Source organism: Campylobacter sp. MIT 12-8780, assembly GCF_006864535.1.
Taxonomy (GTDB): Bacteria; Campylobacterota; Campylobacteria; order Campylobacterales; family Campylobacteraceae; genus Campylobacter_D.
In genome coordinates, this window is record NZ_QHLL01000007.1 from 12,090 (window position 1) to 29,187 (window position 17,098).

A 17,098-nucleotide genomic window follows, 5' to 3' on the forward strand; every position below is an offset into this window, starting at 1 on the left:
CTCCTTAAAAATTTGAAATGATATGGTATTATAGAATAAAAAATATATATTTTTTCTTAACTTTTGTTAATCAATGATTATCTTTTGAAAGTTTTTAATTAATTTTAATAATTTATCTTAATTTTATATAACAAAGTATCTTAAAATAAGTATTTATCTTAAATTTTTATATATATTTTTTGCAAATTAAATTCATTATTTTGAGTAAAAATGAAATATTTTATAAATTTTTGTAAAAATTTTATTTACTAACGAGAAAATTTCAAAGCAAGATAAAGATAATATACCCCGTAAACAATGATAATGCCATAAGTAAGATAAAGATAAATTTTGCCTAGTTTTTCATTTAAAAAGCGAGAAAAAAAGTTTAAAAATAGCAAAGCAGGCAGGGTGCAAAGCCCAAAAACAAACATAATAAGAGCCGAATAAAAAAGATTTTTCTGACTCATACTTAAAGCAAGGTAAAAATACACCAAGCCACATGGCACAAAACCATTTAAAAAGCCCAAAAACATAGCATTTTTATAGCCTTTAAAATGGAATTTTTTTAACATTTTTTCTCGCAAAAAATGAAAGATAAAATTGCGTTCAAAAAAGGCAAGAAAATTCCCACGCACAAACATAGCCAAGCCAAGAAGCACCATAAAAACACCGAGCATAAAAAAAAGTAGGCTTTGAGAAAAATGACTTATCACATTACCAAAGCTTGAAAACACAAGCCCTAAAAAGATATAAGCAAGTATTCTAAAACTATGATAGGTTAAAGAAAGTAGCAATGGGGATTTTTCTTTTGCATTCAGCCTTAAAAAAGCAAGATTTAATCCCGAACACATAGCATAACAATGCGTAAAGCTTGAAAGCAAAGCTACGCTAATAAGAGCGAGAAAATCCACACTCACATCAAATTCACAAATTCTTCAAAGATATATTTGCTCTCGTGCGGTCCGCTTGAACTTTCTGGGTGGTGCTGGACTGAGATAATAGGAAATTCTTTATATCTTACGCCTTCTACATTGTCTCCAAAAAGATTGCGGTGAGTGATGATAGCCACTTGACAAAGTTCTTCTGGGACATTGTAGTTATGATTTTGTGCGGTGATTTCAACCTTTTTATCTTGTAAATTAAGCACAGGATGGTTTGCTCCGTGTTGTCCAAATTTCATCTTATAAGTTTCATAGCCAAAGGCATTGCTTAAAAGCTGGTGTCCTAGACAAATTCCTAACATAGGCACCTTGGCTTCAGCTAGCTTTTTGATCTGCTCTATTTCTTGTTTTAAGATTTTAGGCTCACCTGGTCCATTGCTTAAAAATACCCCATTGATTTCTTTTTTTTCAAAAAGTGAGATAAGTTCTTCTGCCTTGACATTATAAGGAAAGACTTTAACCTCTAAACCAGCACTGACAAGCTCATTAAGTATATTTTTTTTCACACCATAGTCAATCACAGCTACTTTTTTACCAGCTTTTTGAGGCAGTTCATAGCTTTGGGTGTGTGCATTCCAAGCTCCTTGCTTATGTGTATAAGCTTTTTTGGTGCTTACTAGAGCAACTAAGTTTTGTTCTTCTATACGAGCACTTTGCTCAAGTTTAGCTTTAAGCTCCTCTTTGTTTGAAAGCTCAGTTGAGATGATAGCCCTTAAGTTTCCCTCATCTCGTATAAGCTTCACCAAAGAGCGAGTATCTAGTTCACAAATGCCTATTTTGCCATGTTTTTTAAGATAGATGCTTAAACTTTCTTTGGCTCTAAAATTTGAAAAGCTTTCATTAAGTTCACGAATGATAATCCCACTTGCAAAAACTTCTTTGCTTTCATTATCATCATCATTAGTGCCAACTATGCCAATTTCTGGCATAGAAAAAACGATAAATTGCCCTGCATAGCTTGGATCAGAAATAATTTCTTGATAGCCTGTCAAAGAAGTATTAAATACGAGCTCACCAAAAAAAGTCCCACCAGCTCCAAAGGCTTTTGCTGTTAAAAAAATATCATTTTCAAGGTAAATATAAGCTTTCATAGCATACCCTTTTTTTTAAGCTCTTCTTGGTAGAGTTTATCAAAGACGAGCTCATATTCTTCAGAACCCGGTATAAGTTTTCTTTTATAATGGCTGATTTTTTCACTCACTTCATCTTCTATGCTCTCATAATTTTTCAAATAATTTTCTATGCTTGAAAAGATAAGATTTTTTACGCGATTTTCAGAAACGCTAAAATTAATAAAATCATTTTCTATAAAATCTTGCAAGATAAGATGAGCAAGGTTATTATGCCTATCTTCATTGTTTAAAATCACACCAAATTCGCCTGCAAGCTTTTTTTTGACAAGCCAAAACATATTTTTTCGATCAACTTGCATAAATTCCATTTCTTCTTCTTGTTCTTCTAAAAGCTCTTTTACGCGTTCATCAAGCTTTTTTTCTTGCAATAAATCAGCCTCTAAAAGTGCTTTTGCGTTATGATTGAGTTTGTCGATATTGTCTTTAAGCTCGACAAAGCTCGAATTTGAGATATCTAAGATGATTTTATTGGCTATATAGGGGATATGAGGCATTTTGATACGCATAAATTTTCCTTTTTGTGTTGTTGTGATGAAATTATAAACTAAAATAAATAAAGAAGAATTAAAATAAAGTAAAAATCGAGCAGAAATTTAATAGCTCGTCTATCACTAAAAAAATAAAGAAGAGATAGGATAGTAAAAAAAGAAATTTTAATTATTATTTACACCACAAAAATAAGCTTTATATTAACTATTATTTTGACTAATCAAGCCTGCTTTGATGATTATTTTTCGTATTTTATAAAGACTTACTTTTAATTTTTCGTTTTATAATCCTTATTTTAAGAAAATAAAATCTTTTTATATCATTTTCAATTTGCCAGCCAAAATAAGGTTTTTTCCTTGGAGCTTGTAAAAAAATGAGCGGACAATCTTTAATCTTAAGTTTCGTATTTTCTTGTTTGTATTCGAGCCAAACGCTAAACATCCATTCTGAAAAAAAGCCAAATATTCTTGCTGTATAGGTATCATAACTTTGAATTGGCACTTTAGGAGCAAGTGTGAAGAGGACGTCAAAAAGCCATTCGCAATACTCAAAATATAAAGTTTTTTTCATGATCATCATATTTGCCATAGAAGTAGGATACTTACCGCTAAAAACGACTTTATCTAAAGCCTTTTGCATTTGAGGATATTTTTCTTGTATAATTTGAATACATAGATCAAGTTCATTCATTAAATTTAAATGTTTATAATCGTAATTATCTTTCCACCAAGGATTGAGTTTTATAATATCGTATTGTGGAATGATTTTATATAAATTTTCATCATCAAGTTTGAATTTTTTTAAAATTTTTGAATTTAAATTATGAGGATAAAAAATAGAGCCTGAAGAAAAACATTGCAAAAGTCTATATTTAAAGGCTTCAAAAGCAGAAAAGCAAAAAAATCGTCTATAATGAAACAATCCATAATAATCGGCTTCTAGGTTTTTGTAAGCCCAATAAATTGCAGTAAGTTCACAAAAGTTTGGATTAAAGCTCGAAATTTCTTGAGGAAAATTTTTTAGATCCGAAAGCTCTTGCTCTTTAGAATGTAAGCCCCCCCCCCCATGAGAATCTAAAATATCATCATCTCTTAAAAATTTCACATTTTGTTTTTCGCAGCTTTGTTTAAAATCATTCAAAACTTGAGGTTTTGCAATTTTAGCTCCTACAAAAATAGGTTGTAAAATACTACTAGCTATGAGTGGGGCAACTTTATGGTAGCAAACAAGAATTGTGATATTCATCTTATCTCCCAAAATCTAAAAATTTTATCTTTGGTATAGTTTTTTCAAGCCACTAAAAAGTGGCTTGAAGTGGATTTAGTGTAGATTTTCCCACACTTTGCGTTTCCAAAGCACAGCAAAGACACTTAAGATCGCAAAGAAAATCATAATGTAAATTCCTAAGCTTTCTCGCTCTTCTTTCTTGCTATCGCCTACTTTTTCAAGGTAAGAAACAACTTGAGTTTGCGTAGCTTCATTTAGTCCAACTCTTGGCATAGCAGTGCCCGGAAGAAGTTTTTGGGTATTGTTGATGAAATTATGTAAATACTCATCACCTCTTGATCGTATCATCATAGAAAGATCAGGTGGGATAGAACCTAAATAGCCTTTTAAGTCCTCTTTTTTTGACGGGCTAGCAAAGCTATCATAACGCATATCATGGCATCTTCCACAACTTTCTATAAACATATTTTTATCTTTGGCAAAGCTAAGTTCTTTAGCGATTAAAGCGGTTTTCTCGCCTTCTGTTAAGTCTTCAAGCTTGGCGTATTTTGCGTTGATTTCTTCGCTTGCTTTAGCTTCAAATTCAGTTTGGTATTGTTTGGCTGTATCTTTAAGATAAGCGATCAAATCAGCGATATTCGCGTTTATTACCTCTGCTTGTTCTCCTGTAGTTTCAGCATTATATGCTGTCATGAGGAAAGTGCCATCTGGGAATTTATGATCTACTTTTAAAGCAAGAGCTGGATTTAAGATCAAAGCAGCTAAAAACTTCTCATCATAAATAACTCCAGCTGAGCTTAGATCAGGTGGGATTACACCTAAAGCTGAGTCTGTAATCGCTCCTTCAATCCCAGCTGTTTTAAGCCCATGACATGCGATACAGTTTGACATAAATATTTCCGCACCTTTGCTTGAATCACCTTTTGCAAAGTCTATCTTTGCAACTTCGCCCCACAAGGCTTTATTTTGTTCTAAGCTTAACTTTGCTTTATCTGCAGCGTTTTGAGCTGAGTTTTGCTTATCATAAGCTGCTTTAAGCGTAAGAAGTGAGCTTTCATTTTCATCAAGAACAAGCTTGGCTTGAAGTTCTTCAAAAGAAAGGTTTAAGCTCAAGTCTTTCTTTGCTTTTTCAAGTTCATTTTGAGCATTTTTTAAGTCTGCTTCTTTTTGAGCTAAAACAAGCTCGGCAAAGCTGATATCTTCTTGCTCGAAGTTAAAATTTGCCGGCGTTGTGTGAGGTTTTAAAACAGAGTGTGCGTAAGGCTCAACTCCCCAATACACAAGGGCTGTAAAACACGCTACAACTAAAAAGATTTTAAATTCTCTCATTTTACACCACCTTGTTCAAATTCTTTTTGCTCCGCTTTTGTGATAAGTGGTAAGATCACTAAAAGCAAGAGTAAAAATACTATAGAAGCAACAAAGCCAACCCAAGCATTTACGCCTGTTGGAGGCAGTTTGCCATACACAGTTAAAACGATAAGATCAAGTAAAAGCACCCAAAACCATATAAAGAATTTACCTCTTGCATGGGCTGGTTTTACAACCTCACTTCGATCAAGCCAAGGTAAGAGGAAGAAAATGATTTGAGCGATACCAAAGGCAGCTAAACCTATATCAAAGGCTGAGATTGTTGCAAAGCCAAGATTGATATCAAAGAAAAAGCCTCTTAAAACCTCATAACTCCATAAAAAATACCATTCTGGATAAATATGAGCTGGTGTTTTTAAAGAATCAGCTGGATCAAAGTTGATTGGATCCATCGCAAAGCCGAATTTAAAGCTTACAAGATAGAAAAAGAAAATCATAAATAAGCTTATGTACATAAAGTCCTTACTTAAAAAAGCAGGCCAAAAAGGAATGACTTTTGAGCCTTTTGTGTCGCCATTTTTGTATTTTTCAGCTTCTATGTCAAAGTCAAGTTCTTCTGCGATTTCATTATTAACATGTGGGATTCTTAAAGAATAAAAGTGAAACACTATAATCATAATGATAACGATAGGAAGTAAGCACACATGAAGCATAAAAAAGCGAGTTAAGGTTGGATCACTTACTGCATAATCCCCTCTTATCCAAACAACCAAAGCATCACCTATAAAAGGCACACCGCCAAAAAGATTAGTGATAACTTGTGCTGCCCAGTAACTCATCTGTCCCCAAGGAAGCATATAGCCACTAAAGGCTTCAGCTGAAAATACTACAAATAAAAGCATACCGCTTAGCCAAATCATCTCCCTGCCTCTTTTATAAGAACCATAATAAATTCCTGTAAGCATGTGTATATAGATGATTAAAAAGATCACAGAAGCAGCAACGCCATGCATATGACGCCAAAGCCAGCCGTATTCAACCTCTTGCATAATGGTTTTATTCACGCTATCAAAGGCTAAAGCAGTATCTGGTTTATAATACATCACCAAAAGTAAGCCCGTTACAAAGAGTATAGTAAAAAGTACGGTTAAAATCACGCCCATAGCCCATAAAAAATTTATTTGCTTTGGTATCCAATACTCTATCATTAAGACATTCATTAATTTTTTTACAGCCAAACGTTGATCAAGCCAATCAACAAAACCTTCAGCTTTTCTAATATGAGCCATCTTACACCTCCGCTATCATTTTTTGATATTCAGGACCTTCTTCGCCTAAAACAAGCTTAGTCCCGTCTATTTTAAAAGGAGGTATGTCAAGTGGTCTTGGCGGTGGTCCAAAGACATTTTTACCGCTTACATCAAACTCACCACCATGACAGGCGCATTTAAACAAGCCCTCACTTGGTGCAAAAGCTGGAATACAGCCCAAATGCGTGCAAAGTCCTATCACAACGGTATAAGCAGCATTATCTACGATCACATCTCTTTTGCTATCTTTTGCCATATTGGCATCTTTTTTGAGAATGAAGATAGGCTTTTTACGCCATTCTATCGTTCTTAACTCCCCTTCTTGCATGGGTGAAAGATCCACCGTCGTAAAGCCAGCTGCACGAACGCTTGGTAAGGGATCCCAAGTCTTTTTCATCGCCACAAGGCTAAAAGCCCCGCCCACAGCAGCTACAGCACCAAAGCTCAAACCTATAAAGCTTCGCCTACTTTCTGAAGTAGCCATGTTTTTTCCTTTCTTTGTGTTATCTAAAAAATTTACAATACTTATAAGTGTAGCGAAAATTAAATAAATTTTTTCTTTTTCTTAAAAGCTTTAGATAAAAAATAAGGCTTTTTGATAAAAGTTTTACTCAAGTGCGTTGAATGCTGAGTTTAAGAGCATTATTTTCTTGTGTAAAAGTGTAGATAATCTCATCACTTTGAAAAGAAATTTCTTGTTTTATTTTGGCTGAATTTGGTTTTTCGTGAAGTTGTGCAAGCATTAAGCCAAGCTCTTTTTGGGCGAGTATTTTTAAAGACATACCCATGCCGTGATTTAAATTTTTAATGAATTTACCATCAACTTCGCTTTCATTTTCAATCATCATTAACTTTGCTTCAAAGCCCAAATTTCTAAGCTTTTCAAAAAGCTCTATTTTAACACTTGGTGGTATAAAATCAAAATCTTGTGCTGAGTGATACGACACGATCAAGGGCTTTTTATGCAAAGCTTGGGTGTGTAAATGCTCATCATCTAAGATATTGCGAATTCTATGGTATGCGTTTTTGAAGTGATTTTTAGAGTATTGATTTGAAGTAAAATGTGTTTTGGTTGATCCTGAAATAACAAGATGTTGATACCAAGAATGTAAAGAAAATTCAGCTTGCGTGATATAATCAAGCTCTTTTAAAAAGCCAAAAAGCCTTAAAGGAATTTGAATATAAGCTGAATTTTCGATCACGCCATCGATCAACCATGGAGCGATTTTCGCACACAAAAGTGCCAAATAGCCGCCATGAGATGATCCAAAAGCAATGGTTTTTGCCTCTTTTGCAAGCTCAAAGGGTGGATTAGCTTTTATATGCAAAAGAGCGTTGCAAATATCCATAGCCTGCATAAGCCCAAAGTTTTGATACTCATTTTTGCGCGGATTTAAACTTGCATGAATGTAAAGCTTAGCGTCTTCTTTAAGTTCTTTTGCGTCTTTAAGCATTTGCATTTGTGCGCTTAAGTCATTAAACACCCTTTTAATATCAGCTTGCGTAAGTTCATCTTGACTAAGTTCTTGTGGCACTTTTATCTTAAGAGCCTCGCACGAACTTTGAATGATTAAGCGATCGATCATGTCAAAATAAAATTTCGCTCCAGTTTGCGGGCGAGAGCCTATACAATGATAATCCACGCTTAAAACAGCCACGCTATATTCTTTAACCAAAACTCGCTTAAGTGCTTGATATATTCTTCATCATTATCCTCACCAAGCCCAGCGATAAAGATAAATATATCCTTTGTCTGCTTTTCATCATCAAAATACACCTTAAACTCAAGCTTATTTTCTCTTTTTATGTCAAGTTCTATATCATCACAACTTTGTATCTCATAATGCTTTGTAAGGATCATTTCTCAGCCTTTTTGCTTCTCATCTTAAGATAAATTTGCAAAATATCAATGGCTGCTGGAGTGATACCGCTGATCTGTGAGGCGGCAAATAATGTTGGTGGAGCAAATTTGACAAGCTTTTCAACCACTTCATTGCTTAGCCCACTAATGCCCTTAAAATCAAAATCACTTGGAATTTCAAGCTCATATAAGCTTTTCATCTTTTGAATTTGATCTTTTTGCATGCTGATATAATGATAATACTTTGCCTCGCTTAAAATTTCATTTAAAGAATATTCATCCATTTGTTCAAAAATTGGGGCAAGTTTTTTAAGCTTTTCTTTAGTAAAACTAGAGCGAGCCACTATCTTTTGCAAGGAGATGATGGAGCTTATCTTTTCTTCATTTATACTGGCTAAAAACTCGTTGTTTTGGGTGTTTGGCGTCCATTCATTTTCTAGTAGATAGTTTAAACCTTTGTGTAAATTTGACTTGATATTTTGAGTGAAGTTAAAATCTGCCTCATTTAAAAGCTTAAAATTATAACCATAATGAGAAAGTCTAACAATAGCATTTTCCTCGCGTAAGAGCAAGCGGTATTCAGCCCTTGAAGTAAACATTCTATAAGGTTCTTTTGTGCCTTTTATAACTAAATCATCTATCATCACACCTATATAGCCCTCATCTCGCCTTAATACAAAGGCTTCTTTTTCATCAAGGGCTAAAACAGCATTAATGCCAGCCATAAAGCCTTGTGCTGCAGCTTCTTCATAGCCTGTAGTGCCATTAATCTGTCCTGCGAGGTAAAGTCCTTTTATGCTTTTTGTTTCAAGGCTGTGTTTAAGCTGGGTTGGTTCAGCATAATCATATTCTATAGCATAACCAAAACGCGTTATTTTAGCATTTTCAAAGCCTTGTATGCTTTGAAGCATAGCTACTTGCACCTCATAAGGCAAGGAGGTTGAAAAGCCGTTGATATAGTATTCTGTAGCTTCTTTAGTTTGTGGCTCGATGAAAAGATGATGACTTGTTTTATCAGCAAAGCGGTTGATCTTATCTTCAATAGAAGGACAATACCTAGGACCCACGCCCTCAATCTGTCCTGTAAAAAGCGGTGCTTTATCAAAATTTGAGCGTATGATATGATGTGTTTGCTCGTTTGTGCGTGCTATAAAGCAAGGAAGTTGCTTTGGAGCAAAGTTTTTGGTGCGAAAGCTAAAAGGTTTTGGTTTTTCATCGCCATGCTGAATTTCAAGCTTTGAAAAATCAATACTTGAAGCTGCCACCCTAGGACAAGTGCCTGTTTTGAGCCTGCCAAGAGTAAGTCCTAAGTCTTTTAAAGAGTGAGAGAGCTTATAAGAAGGCATTTCTCCAACCCTGCCAGCTTCTATTTTTTGCGTGCCAACATGGATAAGCCCACTTAAAAAAGTCCCTGTAGTGATGATGAGTTTTGAAGTAAAATATACATTATGCAAATTTGTCTTTATGCCTTTGATCTCGCCGTTTTGGCTTAGAATTTCTAGGGCTTGTTCTTGAGAAATTTGTAAATTTTTTAAGGCAAAAAGCTTGTTTCTAGCGATGATTTTATAACGATCCATGTCAATTTGAGCGCGTGAGCCTCTTACAGCTACGCCCTTGCTTTCATTAAGAATGCGAAACTGAATACCAGCCTCATCAGTGATCTCACCCATAAGCCCACCCATAGCGTCAAGCTCTTTGACTAAATGCCCTTTAGCAAGTCCGCCAACAGCTGGATTGCAACTTGCTGCACCGATTTGTTCTATAAGTGTGGTTAAAAGTAGGGTTTTTTTACCCATTCTAGCAGCAGCCGCACTTGCTTCAATGCCTGCATGTCCTCCACCGATAACGATAATGTCAAAAGTATGCAATTTTTTTTCCTTTTAAAATGCAAAATTTAGAATATATACTATGTGTTTGTTTTAAACCATTTTTCCGTATTTTGTTTTTTAGCACCTAATCCGCAAGTTTTAAAGGTGCTGTTTTTGCTTGAATTATGCTTAAATAAGGCTAAAATTAAGCACTTAAGCGGAAGAAATTGTAGCTGATTTTACTTTTAAAAGTTCTTAATGTATGTGAAAATAAGTAGCAAAGTATAAAACAAAAAGCAAAAAAGGGTAAGAAACTTGTGCTAGAAAACACCAATCTTTTATCACAAAAGAAGCAAATAGCACTTAAAATATTTTTTTAATCTGCAAGAGCTATTTTAAAATAGCTCTCATAAATGCTTAATGCACTGAAATTTGATCTTTGATTTGCTCAAAAACTTTATCGCCTATGCCTTTGACTTTTTTCAGCTCTTCAACAGAAGTGAAGTTTTGATCTGCCCTATATTCAAGTATAGCTTTAGCCCTTGTTTCACCTATACCCTTAAGAGCTTTTAACTCTTCTAAGCTTGCTGTATTGATATTTACAGCTGCACATAAAAAGCCCACAAAGGCAAACAAGAAAAATAGAATTTTCTTCATCTTCACTCCTTCAAAATTTTGATAATTAAAAATATTATTTCATAAACTTACTTAAAAAGAAGTGCGAAAATGAAAATGAGTTAAATTTATGTAAAAAACTTACCAAAGGTTACATTTTTAAGCTTGATTTATCACAGCAAGAATTTTTTCACATACTCTTCTTGGTTCTTTATCTTTATAAATAGGGCGTCCAACAACTATAAAATCGCTTAGAGCAATTTTAGCAAATTCAAGATCAGCCACTCTTTTTTGATCATCATTTGCTTCTTTAAAAGGACGAATGCCCGGCGTTAGGGTAAGAAATTTTTCATTGGTATGCTCTTTAATCATCTTACTTTCAAAAGCCGAACACACCATTCCATCAAGTCCAGCTTCATAGGCAAGCCTTGAAAAGCTAACAACTGCTTGATTGATATCTTGCTTATAAATTTGCTTAAAGCTTTGTTCATCAAAGCTTGTAAGAGCTGATACGCCTAACACTAAAGGGCGAGAAGGAAGGGCGTTTAAAGTATCCATACACTCACTTAATGCTGTTTTTCCAGCACTTGCATGCAAATTTATCATATCAACGCCTAAATTTGCAAGCTCTTTGCAAGCATCACTCATAGTATTTGGTATATCATAAAGCTTTAAATCTAAAAAAAGCCTAAAATCAAGCTTTTTAAGCTCCTCAAGCAAAGCCTTGCCATCTCTATAAAAGCTTCTCATACCCACTTTCAGCCATAGATTAAGCCCTTGTAGCTCTTTGGCTAATTTTATGCACTCATTAAAACTTGCCACATCAAGCGCTACGCAAAGTTTCATTTTTTCGCCTTTATAATCGTATCAAGCACAGCATTAATGAGCTTTGAGGAGTTTTCATTGCCAAGTTCTTTGCCAAGTTCTATGGCTTCATTAATGATGATAGCTTTATCTGTATCACTAAAAAGCAGTTCATACACACTTAAACGAAGTATCGCAAGTTCTACTTTACTGAGGCGATCAAATTCTTTAAGATTGGCTTGTAAATTCGTATCTAAGGCATTTAAATTCACTTTTACACCATCATATAAAGCCAGAGCAAAGCTTTTTTGCTCGTTGCGAATTTTATTTTGTTCTAAAAATTCATCGATAAAAGCTTGATTTTCTCCGCTTAAATCGCTTGCATAAAGTAGCGAAACCACACTTTTTCGTGCTTGATGACGCGTCGCCATTTTAGCCCTTGAAGCTTTGTTTGAGATTTAGAATTTCTATTAAAGTTGTCATCGCCTCAAAGCCTTTATTTCCAGCTTTTGATCCGGCTCGCTCGATAGCTTGCTCGATAGTATCAGTAGTAAGCACGCCAAAACTTACCGGCACTTGGTGTGCCAAGCTTACATTGGCTATACCTTTAGTCGTTTCAGCTGAAACATAGTCAAAATGAGGCGTTGAGCCACGAATAACTGCTCCAACGCAAGCTATAGCGTCAAATTTCTTACTTTCAATCGCCATTTTAAGCACGAAAGGGATTTCAAAGGCTCCGGGCACAAGTATGAGGCTAAGATTTTCTTCCTTGCCTCCATGTCTTAAAAAAGCATCTTTTGCTCCCTCAACCAAACGATCAGTGATGATATGATTAAACCTTGCATTGATGATAGCGATTTTTTCACTTCCTTTAAGGGCAAGTTTTCCTTCTAAAATTTTCATTAATAATTCTCCTTAATTAAGCTAAATAAACGCAAATTCTAACACAATTTAAACTAAAAATTGCTGAATTTAAACCTTGCAAAAAAACGAAAAATCATCTCTGCCCAGCATAGTCAAATCTAGGCTCTTGCAAACGAAACTCAAAGCTTTTTCTATCTACCCAGCCTACGATTTTATCGCTTTTGTAAAGTTGTAACAAAAACTCAGCCATTTGCTCGCTTGTATGGTATTTAGCAAAGCTTGCGTCATAATCATAAGCCGCGTTCCCACTTGCTAATGCCCCAAATTCAGTCTTAGTCGCTGCTGGAGCTAAAACCTTGACTTTTAAAGGCTTATCTTTTAGCTCTAAAGCCAGCCCTTCGCTAAAACTACTCACATAAAATTTGCTCGCGCAATAACTTACAGCATTTGGCACTATGGTGTAACCGCCTGCTGAGCTTATATTGATAAGGCAAGCGTCCTTTTGCTCATAATCTCTTACATAAAGCGTGCTAAGTATGGTCAAAGCTTTAATGTTAAGCTCTATCATTTGTGAAATTTTGCTTAAATCTTGCTTGGCTACACTTGAATAATCACCAAAACCAGCGTTATTAATCCAAAGCCTAATGTCGTATTGACGCACATTTTCATAAAGCTTTAATACTTCATTTTCTTTGCTTAAATCGCATTTTAAAGTAATGATTTGTAAATTCGCATAAGTCTTACTAAGCTCTTGTTTTAGGCGCTCTAATCTTTCTTCTCTTCTGGCGACTAAGATAAGATTGTGTCCTTCTTTGGCAAAAACTTTAGCAAAAGCCTCACCCAAACCAGAGCTTGCTCCTGTGATTAAAGTGTAATGCATGATAATTCCCTTAATTTTTATGTATGATTTCATCTATCCTTAAAAGCATTTCAACGCAAGCTTTTAATCTTGCTGGGGTGAGTTGATTATCCCCGTCACATAAAGCTTCACAAGGATTGATATGCGTTTCAAAGAAAAAGCCATCAACACCAACTGCAGCAGCAGCTCTTGCTAGAGGCTCTATAAATTCGCTCTTTCCACTGCTTTTTCCTCCGCCAAGTCCGGGCATTTGCACGCTATGTGTAGCATCAAACACCACAGGAGCAAACTCACGCATGATAACTAAACTTCTCATATCCACGACTAAATTCCCATAACCAAAACTTGAGCCTCTCTCTGCTACAAAAACCCCATTTTTGAGGGCTGCTTCATAGCCTTCATTTACTTCGCCTCTTGTTTGAAGCACTTTTTTTACGCTGTATCTAATGTCATTTGGGCTTAAAAATTGTCCTTTTTTGATATTTACCTTTGCTCTTGTTTGTGCTGCTGCGACAAGCAAGTCAGTTTGTCTGCATAAAAAGGCTGGAATTTGAAGCACATCTACTACCTCAGCTACAGGTTTTGCTTGACTGCTTTCATGTATATCAGTAAGGATTTTCATACCAAATTCAGCTTTTACAGCCTCTAAGATACGCAAACCTTCATCAAGTCCTACCCCTCTGAAGCTTTCTATGCTGGTGCGATTTGCCTTATCAAAGCTTGATTTAAAATAAAAGTCTATCTTTTCATCATTTGCCAAGTCCTTTAAAGCTTCAGCCACGCTAAAAACAAGCTCTTTACTCTCTATCGCACAAGGTCCAGCTATAAGTATCATCTTTTGCATTTTACTTCCTTTTTACTAAAATAAGTCCTCCAAAAATAATGCCTATTATACCCATAAAAACCATAAAACTTGGTAAATTATCACCCAAAAATAAGCCTATGATTAAAGAAAAAACAACATCTAAATAACTCACTCCAGCCACTATTCCAGCTTTTTTAGCCACTCCATACGCTTTGGTGATATGAATTTGATAAATGGTGCCTAAAACGCCCATGATGATGATAAATACCCACGCTTTTAAGCTTGGCATCACAAAAGGAGCGATGATAAAATCAAGCTCTTTTGGAGCGTAAAATTCGCCTACAAGCATAGAAATAGCAGGCATTATCGCGCCTATAAGTATAAAAGAAAAGGCGATTTTTTCTGTAGGATAAAATTTTCTAAGCTGTCTTACACTAGTCAGTGCTAGGGCTGCAAAAAACCCGCTAAGCACGCCTAAACTTGAATTTTTTAGATCAAAACCAGTATGATTAGCAGTGTTTGCCCAAGGTTGAGATACGAGCAACACGCCCACAAAGGCGATAAGTATGGCAAAAACGCCCTTTAAGCCTATATTTTCTTTAAAGACAAAAAAAGCGATAAGTGTGATGAAAATGGGCGAGGTTTTTTGAAAGGCAAACGCCCCACCTAAAGAGATATGAGATACATTATAAAAAAACAGATACAAAGAAAGCGTGCCAACAACTCCACGAAACACCAAAAGCCAAAAATGCCCCTCTTCTTTGTGAATTTTAAGCTTGCTAATCATATAAAGCATAAAAAAAACGCCTATAATATTGCGAAAAAACATAATTTCTATGCTTGGCAGTTCTTCGCTTAAGATTTTTGCGCACGCTCCAACTAAAGCAAAGTCAAGGCAAGCTATCACCATAAAATACACGCCTAAATTATGTTTTATCACTCTTAGCATTTTTTTCCTTTTTTTTAAAAAAGTTTCATTATAACTAAGCTTTGTGAAATTTTTGCTTTAAATTTGGCAGTATTTTTTAAACAGAGCTTTTATGAGATATAAAATCAATCAAGTATAGCAAAAAAGATAATAAATATATTATCAAGAACAAATAGCATAAAAACTGGGATTACAAAAAAAGTGATAAACATAAAAACAAAAAATCGCACTAAGGTTTTAGCAAATTCTTTGCGTTTAAGCTTTAAGATAAAAGGATCAAAATGTAACTCATCAAAGTCTTTAAAAGCCTTTGCAAAACGTGCATAAAAGATATTGTGGCTGTGATTTAAAAGCAAATTTTGGGTATTTTGCTTGGCAAAGTCTTTAAAATACTCTATAAATTTAAGAGCGTTTTTTAAAGGAAGAGCCTTTGGAAATTCCTGTATTTCTTGCCAAACTTCGTCTTTGAATTTAAAGACTTTTTGCTGATTAAGATTGATTTTATATAAAGTTTCATTTCTTTCATATTCATAAAAGATTACAAACTCATCTTTAGCAAGGATAATGAGGGTTTTTCTTAGATTAAAAAAGGGATTAAGCCTTAAAACAAGGCTTACAAAAGCTTGCACGAGCAAAGAAAGAAAAATGACTAAAATACAATCTGTTAGAAAATAATCCAGTGGCTCTACCTTCGCAGGTATTCCTCGCGACATTTCTAAGGCTGCAAGAAAGCTAAAACATATTAGACTTATGAAAAAAGGCTTCATTCTTTTGCTTTATTTAAATTCCTTGTAAAATACATCGCAAGATATAGAGCAAACATAGCGATAATACTTCCTATAAGCAAGGCAAAATCACTTTGATACAGCATTAAAAGCAAGCAAATATAAAGCATTAAAAGCACCGCACACATAAGCAGGGCAAAGCTTCTTTGCCCTAGCACGCTTAAAGTATAAAGGCTGATTGGTAAAATCACACATAAGCTTGAGATACAATACGCACTCAAAAAGCCCAAATGCTCGCTAAAAGATAAAAGCGTAAGATAAAAGATCACCAAAGATGCCCCAACTAAAGCGTATTGGATCAAAAGAATTTCTTTTTTAGATACTAGCTCGCATAAAAACAAAGTCAAAAGCGTTAAAGCGATGAAAAAATAAGCGTATTTTATACTTCTTTCAATCAAGCGGTATTCATTAATGCTATCATCATGTAAGACAATCCTTACACGCTCTTGTCCGCTTGATTTAAGATCATAATTAGCATTAAAACCATTTTTATCGATACTATAACTTTGTGGTAAAAACTTTTCAAAGCTTGGTGAAGTGTGGTTTGAGTTTATGATGATATGTCTTTCTACGCCACCAAAGAAGAAGTCTAGCTGGTTTGCAGTTTTAAACTCAAACCTCATTTGCACTTTAAACTCTACACTTTTATCTTGCAGATCGCTTTGATCTTGTAAATTTAAATCAAAACCTATTATACCTCCATCGTTTCTTAAGTCTTTTAAATCTATTAACTTGCCATTGATTTCTAGCTTTGTATTTTTAGCTTTTAAAGAATCGATCGAAAAATAAGATATAGAGTTATCTAATTGTATCGTGCCTCTTTGAGCTTGATAGTCTTTAAACTCGTCTTTGCTTAGGATAAAACTTGCATTTACATCCACAAAAGCATTGCCAACAAAGGCTTTATAAAGTCCTTTGCTTCTTTGCTGCCTTTGCAAATTTACAAAGACTTCAAGTTCATCAGGGCTGTAAGTTTTTGTCAAAACATCTGCTTTATCTTCATCAGAGCTGCAGCAAGTTTTTGCCAAAGCATCTGCTTTATCAGAATGCAATGAAAGCAATGGAGTAAGCTCAAAAACTTCTTGTCCATTCCAAGAATCACTTATCTCCTCTTGCACTTTTTTAGCTGAACTTAATCTTTCTTGCAAAATATCATCAGTAAAAAATAAAGGCACAAGCAAGCCAAAAGAGATCAAAAAGAGCCAAAATGCCTTTAGACTATAAGTTGTTAGGTTTTTTTGTTTTTGATTTTGCTCAAAATACTCTTGCAAATTTGACATTTTTAGCCTTTAAATTATGAAATTAAAGGCAAAATTATAACCAAAACTAGCTTAAATTTAAGACAAATTTTATATAATCATAAAAAATATAACTTA

General features: G+C 34.6%; 17 protein-coding genes and 1 pseudogene. All 18 read right to left on the reverse strand.

Annotation, left to right across the window (positions count from 1 at the left end; genetic code table 11):
• Positions 1-248: 248 nt before the first annotated feature.
• The 18 genes and pseudogenes from DMB95_RS06325 to DMB95_RS06415 all read right to left on the reverse strand — a co-directional run bounded on the left by DMB95_RS06325 (position 249) and on the right by DMB95_RS06415 (position 17,002).
• Positions 249-899: a sulfite exporter TauE/SafE family protein gene (locus DMB95_RS06325; RefSeq protein WP_142931379.1), complete on the reverse strand. Its 651-nt coding sequence runs from the start codon at positions 897-899 to the stop codon at positions 249-251.
• The gene (gene carA, locus DMB95_RS06330) at positions 896-2,014 is read right to left on the reverse strand and encodes a glutamine-hydrolyzing carbamoyl-phosphate synthase small subunit (RefSeq protein WP_142931380.1); all 1,119 of its coding nucleotides are present in this window, start codon (positions 2,012-2,014) and stop codon (positions 896-898) included. The genes DMB95_RS06325 and carA overlap by 4 nt, the downstream gene beginning before the upstream one ends.
• Positions 2,011-2,562, reverse strand: coding sequence for a DUF507 family protein (locus DMB95_RS06335; protein WP_137632603.1), 552 nt, complete (start codon positions 2,560-2,562; stop codon positions 2,011-2,013). The genes carA and DMB95_RS06335 overlap by 4 nt, the downstream gene beginning before the upstream one ends.
• Positions 2,563-2,797: 235 nt before the next feature.
• A complete protein-coding gene (locus tag DMB95_RS06340; protein ID WP_142931381.1) occupies positions 2,798-3,790 on the reverse strand; it encodes a DUF4422 domain-containing protein in 993 nt (330 codons plus the stop codon).
• Positions 3,791-3,865: 75 nt separating this feature from the next.
• Entirely contained in the window at positions 3,866-5,101 is a 1,236-nt protein-coding gene (locus DMB95_RS06345; protein ID WP_142931382.1) for a c-type cytochrome, read from the reverse strand.
• Entirely contained in the window at positions 5,098-6,372 is a 1,275-nt protein-coding gene (locus DMB95_RS06350; protein WP_137632599.1) for a cytochrome b, read from the reverse strand. The genes DMB95_RS06345 and DMB95_RS06350 overlap by 4 nt, the downstream gene beginning before the upstream one ends.
• A 1-nt stretch (position 6,373) precedes the next feature.
• Entirely contained in the window at positions 6,374-6,877 is a 504-nt protein-coding gene (petA, locus tag DMB95_RS06355; protein ID WP_137632598.1) for a ubiquinol-cytochrome c reductase iron-sulfur subunit, read from the reverse strand.
• 127 nt (positions 6,878-7,004) lie between these two features.
• Positions 7,005-8,254 (reverse strand): annotated as a pseudogene (locus DMB95_RS06360) (DUF2920 family protein).
• Positions 8,251-10,122: a tRNA uridine-5-carboxymethylaminomethyl(34) synthesis enzyme MnmG gene (gene mnmG / locus DMB95_RS06370; protein ID WP_142931385.1), complete on the reverse strand. Its 1,872-nt coding sequence runs from the start codon at positions 10,120-10,122 to the stop codon at positions 8,251-8,253. The pseudogene DMB95_RS06360 and the gene mnmG overlap by 4 nt, the downstream one beginning before the upstream one ends.
• Before the next feature lie 357 nt (positions 10,123-10,479).
• Complete coding sequence (locus tag DMB95_RS06375; RefSeq protein WP_137632593.1) at positions 10,480-10,719, reverse strand: ComEA family DNA-binding protein; 240 nt, start codon at positions 10,717-10,719, stop codon at positions 10,480-10,482.
• A 117-nt stretch (positions 10,720-10,836) separates the two neighbouring features.
• Complete coding sequence (gene pyrF, locus DMB95_RS06380) at positions 10,837-11,523, reverse strand: orotidine-5'-phosphate decarboxylase (RefSeq protein WP_142931386.1); 687 nt, start codon at positions 11,521-11,523, stop codon at positions 10,837-10,839.
• Positions 11,520-11,912, reverse strand: coding sequence for a transcription antitermination factor NusB (nusB, locus tag DMB95_RS06385; protein ID WP_142931387.1), 393 nt, complete (start codon positions 11,910-11,912; stop codon positions 11,520-11,522). The genes pyrF and nusB overlap by 4 nt, the downstream gene beginning before the upstream one ends.
• A 1-nt stretch (position 11,913) precedes the next feature.
• Complete coding sequence (ribH, locus tag DMB95_RS06390; protein WP_137632590.1) at positions 11,914-12,384, reverse strand: 6,7-dimethyl-8-ribityllumazine synthase; 471 nt, start codon at positions 12,382-12,384, stop codon at positions 11,914-11,916.
• A 94-nt stretch (positions 12,385-12,478) separates the two neighbouring features.
• The gene (locus DMB95_RS06395) at positions 12,479-13,225 is read right to left on the reverse strand and encodes an SDR family NAD(P)-dependent oxidoreductase (RefSeq protein WP_142931388.1); all 747 of its coding nucleotides are present in this window, start codon (positions 13,223-13,225) and stop codon (positions 12,479-12,481) included.
• 10 nt (positions 13,226-13,235) lie between these two features.
• Entirely contained in the window at positions 13,236-14,048 is an 813-nt protein-coding gene (gene kdsA, locus DMB95_RS06400) for a 3-deoxy-8-phosphooctulonate synthase (protein WP_142931389.1), read from the reverse strand.
• Position 14,049: 1 nt separating this feature from the next.
• Entirely contained in the window at positions 14,050-14,958 is a 909-nt protein-coding gene (locus DMB95_RS06405) for a DMT family transporter (RefSeq protein WP_142931390.1), read from the reverse strand.
• A gap of 104 nt (positions 14,959-15,062) precedes the next feature.
• The gene (locus DMB95_RS06410) at positions 15,063-15,704 is read right to left on the reverse strand and encodes a hypothetical protein (protein ID WP_142931391.1); all 642 of its coding nucleotides are present in this window, start codon (positions 15,702-15,704) and stop codon (positions 15,063-15,065) included.
• On the reverse strand, positions 15,701-17,002 hold the full coding sequence (locus DMB95_RS06415) for an inner membrane CreD family protein (protein WP_142931392.1): 1,302 nt from the start codon (positions 17,000-17,002) through the stop codon (positions 15,701-15,703). The genes DMB95_RS06410 and DMB95_RS06415 overlap by 4 nt, the downstream gene beginning before the upstream one ends.
• Between the last annotated feature and the right edge of the window lie 96 nt (positions 17,003-17,098).